This is a genomic window from Luteibacter sp. HAY1-4A, from assembly GCF_056755355.1.
In genome coordinates this window covers 1-14,826 of record NZ_JBNDHZ010000001.1, presented here as the reverse complement: position 1 = coordinate 14,826, position 14,826 = coordinate 1, and the positions used below count along the sequence as shown (strand labels likewise).

General features: G+C 66.3%; 12 protein-coding genes. 6 read left to right on the top strand and 6 right to left on the bottom strand.

The annotated features are described in order from the left end of the window. Positions 1 to 13: 13 nt before the first annotated feature. Entirely contained in the window at positions 14 to 778 is a 765-nt protein-coding gene (locus ACPYOD_RS00060; RefSeq protein ID WP_481299680.1) for an SDR family oxidoreductase, read from the top strand. A gap of 33 nt (positions 779 to 811) precedes the next feature. Here the strand turns inward: ACPYOD_RS00060 and ACPYOD_RS00055 are convergent, their stop codons facing one another. Next, positions 812 to 1,843, bottom strand: coding sequence for a L,D-transpeptidase (locus ACPYOD_RS00055; protein WP_481299679.1), 1,032 nt, complete (start codon positions 1,841 to 1,843; stop codon positions 812 to 814). Positions 1,844 to 1,988: 145 nt separating this feature from the next. Between ACPYOD_RS00055 and ACPYOD_RS00050 the strand changes: the two genes are divergently transcribed. Both ACPYOD_RS00050 and ACPYOD_RS00045 read left to right on the top strand, forming a co-directional pair. Continuing rightward, on the top strand, positions 1,989 to 2,648 hold the full coding sequence (locus ACPYOD_RS00050) for a glutathione S-transferase family protein (protein WP_481299678.1): 660 nt from the start codon (positions 1,989 to 1,991) through the stop codon (positions 2,646 to 2,648). Between the two features lie 16 nt (positions 2,649 to 2,664). Beyond that, complete coding sequence (locus ACPYOD_RS00045; RefSeq protein ID WP_481299677.1) at positions 2,665 to 3,375, top strand: DUF899 family protein; 711 nt, start codon at positions 2,665 to 2,667, stop codon at positions 3,373 to 3,375. Between the two features lie 5 nt (positions 3,376 to 3,380). On the opposite strand, the gene ACPYOD_RS00040 is transcribed toward ACPYOD_RS00045, so the two are convergent. Both ACPYOD_RS00040 and ACPYOD_RS00035 read right to left on the bottom strand, forming a co-directional pair. Continuing rightward, positions 3,381 to 3,647, bottom strand: coding sequence for a DksA/TraR family C4-type zinc finger protein (locus ACPYOD_RS00040; protein WP_481299676.1), 267 nt, complete (start codon positions 3,645 to 3,647; stop codon positions 3,381 to 3,383). Between the two features lie 85 nt (positions 3,648 to 3,732). After that, positions 3,733 to 5,193 carry an alpha-L-fucosidase gene (locus ACPYOD_RS00035; RefSeq protein ID WP_481299675.1) on the bottom strand — a complete coding sequence of 487 codons (1,461 nt, stop codon included), beginning with the start codon at positions 5,191 to 5,193 and terminating at the stop codon, positions 3,733 to 3,735. A 138-nt stretch (positions 5,194 to 5,331) separates the two neighbouring features. Between ACPYOD_RS00035 and ACPYOD_RS00030 the strand changes: the two genes are divergently transcribed. Then, the gene (locus ACPYOD_RS00030) at positions 5,332 to 6,876 is read left to right on the top strand and encodes a DHA2 family efflux MFS transporter permease subunit (RefSeq protein WP_481299674.1); all 1,545 of its coding nucleotides are present in this window, start codon (positions 5,332 to 5,334) and stop codon (positions 6,874 to 6,876) included. A gap of 139 nt (positions 6,877 to 7,015) precedes the next feature. On the opposite strand, the gene ACPYOD_RS00025 is transcribed toward ACPYOD_RS00030, so the two are convergent. Both ACPYOD_RS00025 and ACPYOD_RS00020 read right to left on the bottom strand, forming a co-directional pair. Continuing rightward, a complete protein-coding gene (locus tag ACPYOD_RS00025; protein WP_481299673.1) occupies positions 7,016 to 8,944 on the bottom strand; it encodes a S8 family serine peptidase in 1,929 nt (642 codons plus the stop codon). Positions 8,945 to 9,116: 172 nt separating this feature from the next. Next, entirely contained in the window at positions 9,117 to 10,076 is a 960-nt protein-coding gene (locus ACPYOD_RS00020; protein ID WP_481299672.1) for a fimbrial protein, read from the bottom strand. A gap of 137 nt (positions 10,077 to 10,213) precedes the next feature. Between ACPYOD_RS00020 and ligD the strand changes: the two genes are divergently transcribed. Together ligD and ACPYOD_RS00010 are read left to right on the top strand one after the other, a co-directional pair. After that, positions 10,214 to 12,778 (top strand): DNA ligase D, encoded by a 2,565-nt coding sequence (gene ligD, locus ACPYOD_RS00015; protein ID WP_481299671.1) that lies wholly within the window; start codon positions 10,214 to 10,216, stop codon positions 12,776 to 12,778. 71 nt (positions 12,779 to 12,849) lie between these two features. Continuing rightward, positions 12,850 to 13,746, top strand: coding sequence for an acyltransferase (locus ACPYOD_RS00010; protein ID WP_481299670.1), 897 nt, complete (start codon positions 12,850 to 12,852; stop codon positions 13,744 to 13,746). A 91-nt stretch (positions 13,747 to 13,837) separates the two neighbouring features. Here the strand turns inward: ACPYOD_RS00010 and bla are convergent, their stop codons facing one another. Next, positions 13,838 to 14,632 carry a subclass B3 metallo-beta-lactamase gene (gene bla, locus ACPYOD_RS00005; RefSeq protein ID WP_481299669.1) on the bottom strand — a complete coding sequence of 265 codons (795 nt, stop codon included), beginning with the start codon at positions 14,630 to 14,632 and terminating at the stop codon, positions 13,838 to 13,840. Between the last annotated feature and the right edge of the window lie 194 nt (positions 14,633 to 14,826).

Here is a 14,826-nt window from a genome sequence, read left to right as displayed (position 1 = left end):
TGAGGTACGGGCCATGAAGATCGTCGTCGTCGGAGGCAGGGGGCTGGTCGGGAGGAACATCGTCGAGCGGCTTCGCGCCGCGGGCCATGACGTGTCCGCGGTATCCCGCGCCACGGGCGTCGACGTGATCACGGGCCAAGGCCTGGCCGAGTGCATGGTGGGCGCGGAGGTCGTGGTCGACGTGACCAACTCACCGACCTTCGACGACGAGGCAGCCTTCCTCTTCTTCCGCACGGCCATCGTCAACTTGCTGGAAGCCGAACTCAGGGCGGGCGTGCGGCACCACGTCACGCTGTCGATCGTAGGCACCGAGCGGCTGGAAGACAGCCATTATCTTCGTGGCAAGGCCTTGCAGGATCGCCTGATCAGGGCCTCCGGCATCCCCTTCACCATCGTGCACGCGACGCAGTTCTACGAGTTCCTCGTCGCCATCATCACCAACGCCATGCGCGAACAGACGATACGCCTGTCGCCCGCCTTCATCCAACCCGTGGCATCCGACGACGTTGCCGCGTTGATGGCCGCGCTGGCGGTCGGCGAGCCGTTGAACGGATCCATCGAGATCGCCGGGCCGGAGCGCGAACGCATGTCCGAACTGATCCAGCGCTTCGTGCTCGACCTGGAGTCTCCGTGCGACGTGCAGTCGGATATCCACGCACCCTACTTCGGCGCCGTGCTCGACGAACACAGCCTCGTGCCCGGAGATGGCTCGCTGCAAGGCGATATCGGCTTCCAGCAGTGGCTGGAAAGATCGGAGTTCTCGCGCGTCGGCTGGTGAGCCTGCGCTATACCGCCTCTTGTGGAACCGCGACTACACCCCGGGCGGGTTCGAATCGATGACTTTCACCTTCCCGCCCGTGGACGACGGCTGGATGCTTTCATCCGTGGCCAGCAGCACCGAGCCCGGCGACAGCAACGGCAATACCTTTTCCATGAATTCCCTCGGCACGGCCACGCGGTCCACCAGCGCCTCGTCCACGACCTTGCCGGCTTCGTCGCCATGTCCCGGGATGCCGATGGTGATCCAGTTCGGCATGCGCAGGCCCGCGCGATTCGGCGCATCGGGCATATAGCCCGCCGCGACGATGAAGGCGTGCGTGCCGGTGAGGGGATCGGTCACTTCCACCTTGCTGCGGCCGATCTCGATGCCATTGCGGAAGACGAACACCGTGCCGTCGGCCACGCTCATCACCATGGAAATGGGGCCGGCCGGGGACGCCTCGGGCGTCCAGCGATAAAGCTCGCCCGAGGGCAGCGGCGCCAGGTCGAGATCCGCGCCGTTGCGCGGGTCGATGGGAATCACCGCGCTAGGATGCACCACGGTGACGGGCGCGGTGCCCTGCTCCGCCACCACCACCGTCATGCCCATGTTGGTGGCATCGAACAACAGGCGGGCGAACTCGGTGGGCAGGTGCACGCAACCGTGCGATTCCGGGTAGCCGGGCAGTCCGCCGGCGTGCAGAGCGACGCCGTCCCAGGTCAGCCGCTGCTGATAGGGCATCGGCGCGTTGTCGTATTTCTTCGAGTGGTGGTCCCTGTCTTTCTGCAGGATCGTGAAGACGCCCGTGGGTGTTTCGTGCCCTTTCTTACCTGTGCTCACCGTGGTGACGCCGATAAGGACGCCGTTGCGGTACGCATAGGCACGCTGCTCGGTCAGGCTTACGATCACCGCCATCGGGCCGGCACCGACCGGACGCCCGCCCCATATCCACTCACCGGGCTTCAGCTCCGCGGGTGGCGTGTCCGCCGGGCTGGAGGTCTTGGCACCCCAGACAGGCACGCTCGCGGCGGCCGAGGTGGCCAGCGCCAGGGACAGTGCGATGCCGATGAGCAGGCGTTTCATGAGCGCTCCTATTCGCGGATGCGGGGAGGTTAGCGGCTGGATATCCATCCTCGCCAGGAGGCGATGGCCCTGGTTTGGCCGTTCTGTCGATTTCGGGGCCATCCGTTCGACGCATGGTCAGAGCCCCCACAAACCGGTGATACCGATGTCCCTGAAACTCTATGCCCACCCGTTCTCGTCCTACTGCCAGAAGGCCCTGATCGCCCTCTACGAGAACGGCACGCCGTTCGAGTGGAAGATGCTTTCGCCGGAGCACCCGGAGATTTATGCGGAGTTCGCCGAACTTTGGCCATTGAAGCGTTTCCCCGTACTCATGGACGGCAAACGGACCGTCACGGAGGCGACCTGCATCATCGAATACCTTGACCTCTACCGTCCGGGTCCGGCGCCCATGCTTCCGAAGGATCCGAAGGAGGCCCTGGAGGTCCGCGGCATGGACCGCTTCTTCGACAACTACATTTCCACGCCGCAGCAGAAGATCGTTTTCAACGCGTTGCGTCCGGAAGGACAGCGCGATGCGCACGGCGTAAGCGAGGCCCGTGAAATGCTGGAGCTGGCCTATGCCTGGCTCGACCGGCACATGGCGGGCCGGGAATGGGCGGCGCTGGAGCGCTTCACGCTGGCCGACTGCGGTGCGGCGCCGTTCCTGTTCTACGCCGACTGGACCCACCCGATCGATGCGCGCTTCCAGAACCTGCACGCTTACCGCCGGCGACTGCTTGCCCGGCCCTCGTTCGCACGCGCCGTGGACGAGGCCCGCCCATACCGTTCGTTCTTCCCCCTCGGCGCCCCCGATCGCGACTGACCGCAGGAGATACGACATGACCAGCCAACCGCTCGTACCGGCCGCCGAACTGGCGGCCCGCAGCACGTTCCGCATCCCGAACGAGAGCGCCGAGTATCGCAAGGCCCGCACGGCCCTCCTGGCGGAGGAAATCGAACTCCGCCGCCACATCGAGCGCGTGGCGGAACTGCGCCGCACCCTGCCCCCGGGCGGCGAAGTGCGCGGCGACTATCGCTTCGTGGGCGTGGACGGCCCCGTGGATTTCGCCGGTCTGTTCGGCGACAAGGAAAGCCTCGTCACGTACAGCTGGATGTTCGGGCCGCAGCGCGAACGTCCGTGCCCCATGTGCACCTCCCTGCTCAGCGCATGGGACGGCGAGGCGCGGGACATCGAGCAGAACACGGCGCTGGCCGTCATCTCCCGCTCGCCCATCGAACGCATGGTGGCCTTCGCCAGGGAGCGCGGCTGGCGGCACCTGAAGCTTTATTCGGATGCGAACGGCAACTTCAGCCGCGACTACTTCGCCATCGGTGAGAACGGCGGCGACGAGCCCGCCTTCAACGTATTCACCCGGCGCGATGGAACCGTCCGTCATTTCTGGTCGGGCGAAATGGACGGCAACACCATGGACCCCGGGCAGGACCCGCGCGGCGCGCCCGACCTGATGCCTCTGTGGACGGTGATCGACTGCCTGCCGCAGGGACGCAAGCCCTCGTGGTATCCGAGCCTGGACTATCCCGCCGGCTGAACGCCTCAGCGCAACTGGCTGTCCTTGCTGCCTCGGCGGTTGTAGCCGCTGAAGGCAGCTTCTTCCTTGTCCGCCGCTTCCTGGCAGGCGACGCAGAGGCGCACGCCCGGAACGGCCTTGCGCCGCGCCTCCGGGATCGGCTTGTCGCACTCCTCGCAGCGCTCCAGGCTGGGGCCTTTCGCCATGCGGCTGCGCGCACGCTTCACCGCGTCTTCCACGGTGGCGTCGATCTGGTCCTGTACGGCGGTATCGCCCGCCCATCCGGTTGCCATGGTTTTACCTCCGGCGCTCGGGTCTGACACGGAAAGATGGTGGCAAGCCTTTGGTTTTAAAGGCGTGACGACCGCGTGGTTCAGCCTAGCGCGGCTCGTCGTAGATGCCGAATTCCGTGATGCCCGGCTGTTTGCCTTGCACACTGAGGCGGACGCGTCTGGCCGTGGTATGCGGAATCTCGTGGAACTGGTAGGGCGCCGGCGTCGTGCCGGCGGCGAGTTCGGTCCACGCGCCGTCGCGCTCCACTTCCACCTTGTACGACGCGATGCGGCTCGCATCGCCGTAGCCCTCCGCGTGCAGCGGCTCCACGATCGAGAGCGTGTTGAAGGCAACCGGCGCATCGAAACGCACTTCGATCCACGCTTCCTCCTTGCCGCGGTCGGCAAGCCAGTAGCTGCGGAAGTTGTCGTCGAAAGCCTGGTCCGGACCCACGGCCTCGTCGCTCGCGCTTGCCCATGCGGGTTTGCCGGCGGCGAGGTCGGGCGTGGTGATCGTGACGGAGCGGCCGATCCTGGGCGCCGGGCCGGTGTTCTTCCACAGGCTGCCGATCTCGGCGAGTCTCGCCACCGCGTTGTCGTCGAAGCGGCCATCCCGATTCGGCGCCACGTTGAGGATGAGGTTGCAGTGGTTGTCGTTGAACGGCTTCAACCACTCCTCGACGATGGTCTTCGCCGATGCCAGTTCCGAAGTGGGGTAAGCCTTCTTCCAGAACCAGTCGCTTTGCAGCGTGGTGCCGGATTGCGACGGTACAGGGCTGTCCGGCGGAATCTTCTGGCCCGCGTGTTGCTCGTATTGCTTGATGTCGGTGTAGTAGAGCGCCGTGCCTGGATAGCTGCCTGCGTTATGGTCGGTGAGCAGGCAGTCCGGCTGCAACGATTTCACCAGGTCGTAGATCTCGCGATACGGCAGCTCCGCGTAGGAGATGCGCGACCACGACGCATTCCAGCCGTCCAGGATCAGCGCCGTGAGCGGCCCGTAGTTGGTGAGCAGCTCGGTGATCTGCGCCTTGATGAGCGCAATCTTTTCCGGGGTGACCGTGCGCGCGCGGATGTCCTGGCGCAGGTCGAGGATGGAAAAGTAGAGGCAGACCTTCAGCCCCGCCTTGCGGAATGAATCCACGTAGCGCCGCACGACGTCGTGCGGAAACGAGGACTGCATGACATTCGCACTGCCGGTCTTCGTGGGCCACAGGCAGAAGCCGTCGTGGTGCTTCGTCGTGAGGCACGCATAGCCCATGTTCGCGGACTTCGCCGCCCTGGCCCACTGGTCCGTGTCGAGGTGCTTCGGGTCGAAGAGCTTCGGCGACAACGTGGGATCGCCCCATTCGCGTTCTTCGAACGTGGCCATGTTCAAGTGGATGAACATGCCGAAGCGAAGATCGAGGAACGCCTGTTGCAGGGCTTGCAGCCTGGCCGGGTCCACGGGCACATGCCGCTTTGCCGCCGGCGCCGAAGGTGCCGCGGCCACGGCGCGCAGGGCGCTGCCCATGCCGCCGGCGAACGTTCCCGCCACGGCCAGCGTCTTCGCGAAGTCACGTCGATTCAATGCCCCACCCTCCCATGTCGTCGACCTTCGACTGTCCCCGCCACGGCGCGCGCTGTCAATGCGCGGGACCGGATTCGCCGTTCAGACATGCAAGGCACGCCGGGTCGCAACGCGGTAGGCTCGTGTCATATGGCATCGATGACCTCCCCTTCCCCCGACGCAACCGACGACGACGAGTCCATCACGTGCAGCGAGACCGCGCGTCGCTGGACATTGATCGCTGCGATCGTGGGATCGGGCATGGCATTCGTCGACGGCACCATCGTCAACGTGGCGTTGCCCGCCATCCAACAGGCGCTGGACGCCACGACGGCCGACGCGCAGTGGGTGATGGAAGCCTATGCGTTGCTGCTGTCGGCCTTGATCCTGGTGGGAGGTGTTCTCGGCGACCGCTTCGGCCGTCGCCGCGTGTTCGTCGTCGGCACGGTGGTCTTCACGCTGGCGTCGCTGGCCTGCGCCGTATCGCCCGCCATCGGCGCGCTCATCGGCGCGCGGGCGATCCAGGGTTTCGGCGCCGCGCTGCTCGTGCCCGGCAGCCTTGCACTGATCAGCAGCGCCTATCCGAAGGAACGGCGTGGTGCCGCGATCGGCACATGGTCCGCCTTCAGCGGTATCACGGCGGCGGCCGGCCCCGTGATCGGCGGTTACCTCGTCGAATACGTCTCATGGCATTGGGCATTCCTCATCAACCTGCCCCTCGGCGTCGGATTGGTCGCGCTATGCCTCTGGCGCGTGCCTGAGAGTCACGGAGCGCATGCCGGAAAGCTTGATATCGGCGGCGCGCTGCTGGCGACGGCAGGCCTTGCGGGCGTCGTGTTCGCATTGATCGAGGCGCCGACGAAGGGGTGGACATCCGGGTCGGTGCTGGCCGCTGCCGCTATCGGTGTCGCTTCGCTGGTTGCGTTCCTGCGCGTGGAACGCCGCGCGGCCGCGCCGATGCTTCCCCTGTCGCTGTTCCGCAACCGCGACTTCGCGGCAGCGAACGCCCTTACGTTGCTGCTCTATGCCGCGCTCGGCGGCAGCCTCTTCTTCATCCCGCTCAACTTCATCCAGGTGCAGGGTTATGGAGCGACGGGCGCGGGTGCCTCGCTGTTGCCGTTCATCGTGATCATGTTTTCGCTGTCGCGCTGGACGGGCCAGCTCGTCGATCGCGTGGGCGCCAGGTTGCCGCTGGTGGTGGGACCGTCGATCGCCGCGGCCGGCTTCGTCCTTTATGCGATCCCCGGCGTCGGCGACAGCTACTGGACGACGTTCTTCCCCGCGAGTTGCGTTCTCGGTTTCGGCATGAGCATCGTGGTGGCGCCCCTCACCACCACGGTCATGAACGCGTTGTCGCCCTCGCTGGCCGGTACGGCCTCCGGCGTGAACAACGCCGTCGCCCGCACCGCGGGCTTGCTGGCGATCGCCGTCTTCGGTGCGATCCTCGCGCATGTATTCAACGGCACCCTCGACGCCCGTCTCGCCACGCTCGGCCTGCCGCATGACGTGACGGCACAGATCGTGGCGCAGAAGGCCAAGATGGCCGGTATCCAGGTCGGCGACGCCACGGCGCGGAGGGCTATCGACGATGCGTTCGTCGCCGGTTTCCGCGCCGTCATGCTGGTGTCGGCGGGGCTTGCCGCGCTTTCGGCGATCGTTACCGCCTTTGCCTTGCGTGGTGGCGGCAACGACGCCAAGCGGTAAGGTTCAGGGCCAGATGCGCGTCGAGACACGGGCGTAGATGCCGCAGCGCGGGCTGGCAATAACTGTAGGAGCCGCTATAGCGGCGAGGGGAATGCAAGGCTTCGCAAAGGCGGGTGGCGCCCCACCCGCCTCCTTGTGCTCAGCGGCCGAGGCTTCCCGCGCAGTCGTCGACTTCCACGAAGGCCTTCTTGAGATCCGGCTGGGTGCCCGTGGTGCTCGAGTCGCCGCCGGCCAGCGGTGTGCCGCTGGCGGTGAGCAAGGCACGTACGCCCGTGGAGGAGAGAGCCAGGTCCTTGCTGCGCGCATAACCCAGCACACTGGCCGCGGCTCCTGCGACGATGGCGCCCGCCGCAGTCGTGCCGGTGTGGGCGTCGGTATAGCCTTCCATGTCGAATTCCCTGGGGGCGTAACGCGACTTGCCCGCCGTCGTGAATACATCGCCGCAGCTCCAGCTTGCGCTGTCGATGCGCGCACCGAAGTTGCTGGACGGCGAGCGTCTCGCATTCATCGCACAGAGCCCTGCAACCAGGACGGCACCGGAGTCCCGGTGCGCCCTGTCGAAGCGGCCGCCCAGGTCGGGATGATCGAGGTCGATACCGCTGTCCCCCGCGCTTTCGACGACGACGATGCCGCGATCGGTGAGATCGCTGATCGCGTCGAACCAAGCAGGCATGTATTCCACAGGGAGCATGCAGTTCACGGCACAGCCGGCGATCGGACCCGACGCGGCGGCGAACGCCGTCACCAGCACGTCGCCGGGTTTCAGGTAATTCCTCAACTCGGCGAAGTGGCTCACGTCGGACGATGCGTGGGCGAGCGTGGCCCTGTTAGCGATGCCTTTGATGCCGAAGCCGTTGTCGACCGCCGCGAGAATCCCGGCGGTCGCCGTGTTGTTGTGGTCGATGCGGTAATCGCCGAAGTTGCGAACGGATTGCGGAAGGTCGGAATGGGCCGGATCCCACGCGCCGGGCTCCATGGTGACGATGTTGACGCCTTCGCCCTTGCCTCCTGGCTGGCGTGCGGCATAGTGGGCGTCGACGCCGCCGAGCATGTACACACCATTGCGGGCGTCGGCCGGGTAGAGATAGAACTGCCGGAACGAATAGTCATGCCATGCTCCCGCGGGAAGGGGCTCGAGCGACCTGCCCCTTCGGCCGACGGCGGAATCCGGTGCGCCAGGCACTACCGGCGCGAGTTCGGGATAGGCGAGTTCGACATCGTCCCGCTGCGCGAAGCTTGCCACCACACGATTCACATACGTCCAGTCGTCCTGCCGATCCTCGGGGATGGCAATGCGGAAATAGCGCCGGAGGCCATGCGGATCGTGCCGGTTGTCGGCGAGGGCATCGCTGAAGAGCGGGGCGGCGTCCAGCTGTTGCAGCATGGGATCGGACATGTCTTCGAGGCGTAGCTGTCGCCCGTGCCGCCCCGCCGCGCTTTCACGGACCTTGAATACAACTGCCCTATAGGAACCACCCGCCACGGCGGTGATCCGGGGGCCGCCCGCATGCGCCGCAACGCGTGGTGCATTGGATACTTCCGATGCAAAGAACGGACACATCATTTCCTGCGGCTTGATACGGGCGTCTACCAGATCGACCACCGCCTGGACGCGGCCGTCATAACCCGCACCGGCGAGCGTGCCGGTGCGCAGGTTGCCGCCCGTGGTGACCGGCCCGGTGACGACGAGTTCCACCTTGGCGCTCCCCAGCCGCGACTGGAAGATCCACCTGATGTAGGCCGACTCGGGCGCGGTGTAGTACGAGTCGCCGTAGTCGAATGAGACGCGGACGCCTATCCCTGGCACATTGGTCTCATAGACGCCGTTGCCGACGACGCTGGGCGTCTTGAACAGATTCAGTGTCGAAGTGCGGGTGGGGTAGAGGCATTTGATGTCGTGCGACTGGCGGGGCGTCGCGGTGCGCTCTGCGAGCACCGTGCCGGGCTTGGCATCGGGCGGCACGGTGACCAGCCCGAACGACACCTTCTGCGGTGCGCCCTGGTACGGGTGGGACAGGCATCCGGTGCCATAGGCCTGGCCGGTCAACAGAAGGAAGGGGAGAGCCAATGTGGAACGTCTTGCGCGGGCGGATCGCATCATCGTGTCCGTGTGGGGTGTGGGACACCCACTGTGCCGATGCGCGGCCGGGTGCAGCATCGGCCTCTGCCGGAATGCGCGACGGAACACGTCGCGCCGATCCTTCGACACGGCGCGGGCACTGCCGTCGGCATAGTGCGCATCAGCGGTAGGCGACGTTCACCGTGATGTGCGCGTTGGCGGAGCCCGGCGCCAGCGGGCGACCCGTAGTGCGGTACCGCGCGCGGAACCCGCACACGTCGCAGTAAGGCCACACGCGCAATTCCAACGGCCGCGGGTCGTTGGGTACGAGGTGCGTGTCGAGGTAGTCCGCACGAAGTTCGACGGCCACGCCGTGCGCGGCGCCGGTGCCGTCGAGCTTGAACAGGCCAGGGTCGGCCTCGTCGGGCGCTCCGGCGAATGTCATGAGCAGGTGCGTGGCGTTGGTACACCCGGTGACGACGAGTTCCTGCGCGGCCCAACGGCTGCGCCCTACCGCCGCGAGTGTGCCGCCGTCGACCTGGCCCAGGTCGAACAGCAGGTTGCGGGTCTGGAACGAGCACGTGGGCCGTTGGGGTTCGATGCGAGTGTCGCCGAGATCCAGCGTAACCAGGGCGCGATGGTCGTAGCCTGCACTTGCGAGCCGACCGGGCGTCAGTGTTCCACCGTTGCCGATGGGCCCGATCTTGACGAGCTCTACCGAGAACGCGGCATTGACCATGGCGATGTCGGGCTTGGCCCCAAGGGGTGGTGCCTCATAGGTGTCTGTGAAGGGAAGCACGTACTCGCCGAGGCGATAATGGAAACGGACGCGCAGGCCGATACCCGGCACGTTGCTGGCATGCACGCCATCGCCCAATGCGGGGCCGACGAGAGCCCCCAGGGTGAAGGTGCGTGTGTACTTCGCGCAGAAGTGGTATTGCGAAGACGACCAGGGATCGCTTCGGCGCATGGCCAGCACCTGGCCCACCGGCGCATCGGCGGGGATCTGGACGACGCCGAACGCTATGTGCTGCGGCACGCCCTGCGCGGGCGGAAGCTTGCAGGACGCGAGGGCGGAGGATGGCTTGGGCACGGCCAGGAGCAGAAGGAGCAAGGCCAGCGGACGGGCGTATGGGAACATGGTGGGCGCATCCTGCGCGCGGGACTCCAGTCTGCCGCGTGGACCGCGCCACTCCCATACGACCCGTCTGAAAGTGCGATGACAGCCGACGCCAACATTCCACGGCGCGTTCACCCCCCGTCGCCAACCATCGCCGCATGAGCCTCCAGGACTACCGCCGCAAGAGGAATTTCGCCAAGACGCGCGAACCGGCGCCTGACGATTCCCTGCGCGAGGGCAGCCGGGCCATCTTCGTCGTGCAGCTGCACCACGCGTCGCGGCGTCACTTCGACTTCCGGCTGCAGGTGGGCGACGTGCTGCGAAGCTGGGCGGTCCCCAAGGGTCCCAGCTACGACCCCAAGGTGAAGCGGCTGGCGGTCGAAGTGGAAGACCACCCCGTGTCGTACGCCGATTTCGAAGGCGACATCGAAGAGGGTTATGGCAAGGGCCACGTGGACCTCTTCGATCGAGGGGTCTGGGCCACGAAGGGCGACCCCGAAGCGCAGATCCGCAAGGGCCACCTGGAGTTCGAGCTGTTCGGAAAGCGCCTCAAGGGCCGCTGGCACCTGGTCCGCGGCGCGCGGAAGGAGCGCCAGCCCACGTGGTTTCTGATCAAGGCGGAAGATGCCTACGCCGGCGACGTCGAGGCCGACGACCTCCTGGACGCGAAGATGCGCGAAAGCACACGCCGTGCCGCCAACACGCCGAACCTCCGTGCCGCCGCGAAGAAGTCCACCTCGCGCAAGAAGGCACCGCCGAAAACACGGCGAGTGTCACTGCCCACGCTGACCAAGGCCGCCGCCACGCTCGAAGGTGCGCGCAAGGCCAAACCGGACAACGGCTTCTTTCCCCCGCAACTCGCGCGCCTGCGCGAAACACCTCCGCAAGGCGACGACTGGGTGCACGAGGTGAAGTGGGACGGCTACCGGATTCTCACCGGGGTCGCCGGCGGCGAGGTGTTGCTGTGGTCGCGCAATGCCTTGCCGTGGAACGAACGGGCACCCGAGATCGCGCAGGCCGTGGAGGCGCTTGGCCTGGACAGCGCCCGCCTCGACGGCGAACTGATCGCCCTCGACGCGGAGGGCCGCAGCGATTTCAACGCCCTGCAACGCACACTGTCGGGCGAGGCGCAGGCGCCGCTCGTCTACATGTTGTTCGACATTCCCTACCTCCAGGGTTACGACCTTTCGCGAACGACGCTGGTGGAACGGAAGGCGCTTCTTGAACGCCTGCTCGCGCACGCTCCGCCGCACCTCTCCTACAGCTCGCACAACGTAGGCCACGGTGACGACGTGTTCGCCATGGCGATGGAACAGAAGCTCGAAGGCATCATCTCCAAACGCGCAAACGGCGCTTACCACAGCGGCCGCGGCGACGACTGGCAGAAGATCAAGCGGCTGGAGAGCGACGAGTTCGCGGTGGTCGGCTATACCCCGGCGAAGGGCTCGCGCCTTTCGTTCGGCTCGCTCCTGCTTGCGAAACCCGACACGGATGGCGGATGGAAATACGTCGGCCGCGTGGGCACCGGTTTCACTGACGAGATGCTGCGTAGCCTCGGAAAATCGCTCGCCAAGGGCGGCACGAAGAAACCGACGGTGCGCATCGATGCGGTGGATCCCATGCTGCGCGGCGCATTGTGGGTGCCGCCGACCGTCGTGGCCGAGGTGTATTACCGCGGCATCGGCAACAAGGACCTGCTGCGCCAGCCCAGCCTGAAGACCCTGCGCGTCGACAAGTCTCCCGCCGACCTGCGCGATTCCGACCGCTCGCCGCCGGTGCCCGCCGCGAAGGACGCGCGACGCCAGGGGAAGAGCGCCAGGAAAGGTTCGTCGAAAAGTGCGGCCGTCGACTCGATCGTCATCACCCATCCGGATCGCGTCGTCTTCCCGGACGACGGCATCACCAAGCAGGAGGTCGTGGATTACTACCGCGCCGTGATGCCGTGGATGCTCCCGCCCATCGCCGACCGCCCCACGTCCACCATCCGTTGCCCCGGCGGTATCGGCGCGCAGTGCTTCTTCCAGAAGCACGTCATGGCCGGCCTCGAGCATGTGGGCACGGCCAAGCTGAAGGAAGAGACCGGCGCCCAGGCCGTCTATCTTTACCCCCGCGACGAAGCCGGCCTGATCGAACTCGTGCAGTTCGGCGCGGTGGAATTCCATCCCTGGGGCTCGCACGTGGATGCGCCGGACATCGCCGATCGTGTGGTGTTCGACCTCGATCCAGGCGAAGACGTGGCGTGGCCGCGCGTGGTGGCGGCCGCGCGCATGGTCCGTGGCTTCCTGGACGAACTGGGCCTCGTTTCCTTCGTGCGCACCACCGGCGGCAAGGGGCTGCACGTGGTCGTGCCACTCAATCCTGGCGCCGACTGGGACACCGTGAAGACCTTCGCCCGTGGCTTTGCCGAAGCGATGGCGGCACTGCATCCGCTGGAGTTCGTCGCTACCGCCACGAAGCGCTTCCGCCGCGGCAAGATCTACGTGGATTACCTGCGCAACGGGCGCGGCGCCACGGCGGTGGCCTCGTACTCGCTGCGCTCGCGGCCGGGCGCGCCAGTGGCCGTCCCCTTGCGCTGGGAGGAGCTGGGCAAGGTGAAATCCGGCAATGCCTTCGACCTGCGCAGCGTGCCGAAACGCCTTGCCCGGTTGAAGAAGGACCCGTGGGAAGGCATCGATACGGTGAAGCAGGACCTGGCATCCGTGAACGAGAAGCTGGGCGCCTAGGCACGAACCGCTGCCGAAGATGCGACGGCATCGCCTGTACACTGCACGCTTCGCCGACCGGCCCGACCCCCATGCTCGCCTCCCTTCCCACCTTCCTGCGCGTTCCCCTCGTCTGTGTCCTGCTGTTCGTCAGCACCCTGCTGCACGTGCTGCCCTTGTTCGCATTGACGCTGCTGCGGCTGCTGCTCCCCTTCGCTCCCTTGCAGCGCGCGATCGGCGCGGTGCTGGTCCGGATCGCGGAAAGCTGGCTGGGGATCAACGGCTGGCTCTTCGGTGTCTTTACCCGCACCCGCTGGGTGGTCGACGGCGTGGACGGCCTGGCGCTGCATGAGAATTTTCTTGTCGTCTGCAATCACCAGAGCTGGGTCGACATTCCCGCCTTGCAGAAAGTGTTCAACCGGCGCATTCCCTTCATGCGCTTCTTCCTGAAAAGCGAACTGATCTGGGTGCCCCTGCTGGGGCCGGCATGGTGGGCGCTGGACTTCCCTTTCATGAAGCGGCATTCGCGCCAGGAACTGGAAGCGCGCCCGGAGTTGCGTGGCAAGGATCGCGAGGCCACGCGACGGGCTTGCGAGAAGTTCCGCCACCTTCCGGTGTCGATCATGAACTTCACCGAGGGCACGCGTTTCACCCAGGCCAAGCACGACATGCAGAAATCGCCCTACCGGCACCTGCTGCGGCCCAAGGCCGGCGGCATGGCCTTCGTGCTCGATGCCATGGGCGACGCGATCCGCGACATCCTGGACGTGACCATCGTGTATCCGGACGGCCCGGGCACGGCCATGGACATGCTGGCGGGCCGCATCCGCGAGGTGCGCCTGCATGCGCGCCGGCTTCCCATCCCGCCGTCGTTGCGCGGCGATTATGAAAACGATGCGGTCTTCCGCGAACGGTTTCAGGCCTGGGTAAACGAACTCTGGGCCGAGAAGGACGCGCGGATCGACGCGATGCTCGGAAGTAACCCGTAGGAGCCGCCATGGCGGCGAGACAAGATTGCGACGTCATGGCGAGGTTGCCTCGCCGCCGTGGCGGCTCCCACAGGGGGCGCGGCAGAGCCCGTTACTTGCGGGCCTCTTCCGCCAGTTCCTTGGCCAGGCGCTGCCGGCCCGCTTCCGCATAGGTCTTGCAGGTCTTGCCCTCGGCCTGCTCCGGATGCGGCGCGATCAGGATGTCGCAGGGCAGTGCCGCCACGCGGTCGAAAGTCTTGCGGAAGGCCGCGACGAATTCGGGGTGGTCGCGGTAGCGGTAGCCCTTGGCGGAAAGCGCGCTAAGGCTGTCCACGTAAGCGATCGACTTGCACGCGTTGCCTTCGCACGCGGTCCATGTCCACGCCGTACCACCCACCGTATGCCCGGGCGTGATGTGCGCCGTGAGCGCCAGCGGCCCCACGCGCACGACGGTTCCGTCGGCAATATCGCCCACGGCGGCGACTTTCGGGAACAGGTGAACGTCGCCGTACTGCGGATCGCTGGGGTCGTCGCCACCCATGCGCAACGCCTTGGCACCGGCGGCCGTCGCGCGCACCGTGGCGCCACTGTCTTTCGCGAGGCCCGCGATGCCGCCGGCATGATCGAAATGGGTGTGGGAATTGAGAATGACCTTGATGTCCTCGACCCTGAAGCCGAGTTTGCGCACGTTGGCCTCGATCTGCGCCACGTTTTCCTCCAGCGGCACATCGATCAGCACGTGGCCCTGCGGCGACGTCACGAGCACGGATGAAACGCCCTTCGTGCCCACGTAATACGTGTTGCCGTAGATGAGGTGTGGTTCCACCGCCTGCGTCCAACTGGCGGTATCGACGGCGAAGGCGGGCAGGGCGGTGCAAGCGGCGAGCGCTAGCAAGGTGCGGCGCATGGAGTTTCTCCTTTGATGTCCCGCCGGAGAATAACCAGCACTCCGGGCCGACCCAAGGTCTCGCTTATGGCCATTCCATGGCAAGCGCGCGGAGCACTGCACCTGACCTGTGTGGGAAGCGCGCTGGCGCGCGAAGGGACTTGCCGCAAGCACCCTTCGCGCGCCAGCGCGCTTCCTGTCTCTTATACACATCT

Coding starts and splice junctions, on each gene's coding strand:
- ACPYOD_RS00010 (WP_481299670.1), top strand. CDS start 12,850: ATGCTCGCCTCCCTTCCCACCTTCCTGCGCGTTCCCCTCGTCTGTGTC.
- ACPYOD_RS00045 (WP_481299677.1), top strand. CDS start 2,665: ATGACCAGCCAACCGCTCGTACCGGCCGCCGAACTGGCGGCCCGCAGC.
- ligD (WP_481299671.1), top strand. CDS start 10,214: ATGAGCCTCCAGGACTACCGCCGCAAGAGGAATTTCGCCAAGACGCGC.
- ACPYOD_RS00050 (WP_481299678.1), top strand. CDS start 1,989: ATGTCCCTGAAACTCTATGCCCACCCGTTCTCGTCCTACTGCCAGAAG.
- ACPYOD_RS00020 (WP_481299672.1), bottom strand. CDS start 10,076: ATGTTCCCATACGCCCGTCCGCTGGCCTTGCTCCTTCTGCTCCTGGCC.
- bla (WP_481299669.1), bottom strand. CDS start 14,632: ATGCGCCGCACCTTGCTAGCGCTCGCCGCTTGCACCGCCCTGCCCGCC.
- ACPYOD_RS00030 (WP_481299674.1), top strand. CDS start 5,332: ATGACCTCCCCTTCCCCCGACGCAACCGACGACGACGAGTCCATCACG.
- ACPYOD_RS00055 (WP_481299679.1), bottom strand. CDS start 1,843: ATGAAACGCCTGCTCATCGGCATCGCACTGTCCCTGGCGCTGGCCACC.
- ACPYOD_RS00040 (WP_481299676.1), bottom strand. CDS start 3,647: ATGGCAACCGGATGGGCGGGCGATACCGCCGTACAGGACCAGATCGAC.
- ACPYOD_RS00060 (WP_481299680.1), top strand. CDS start 14: ATGAAGATCGTCGTCGTCGGAGGCAGGGGGCTGGTCGGGAGGAACATC.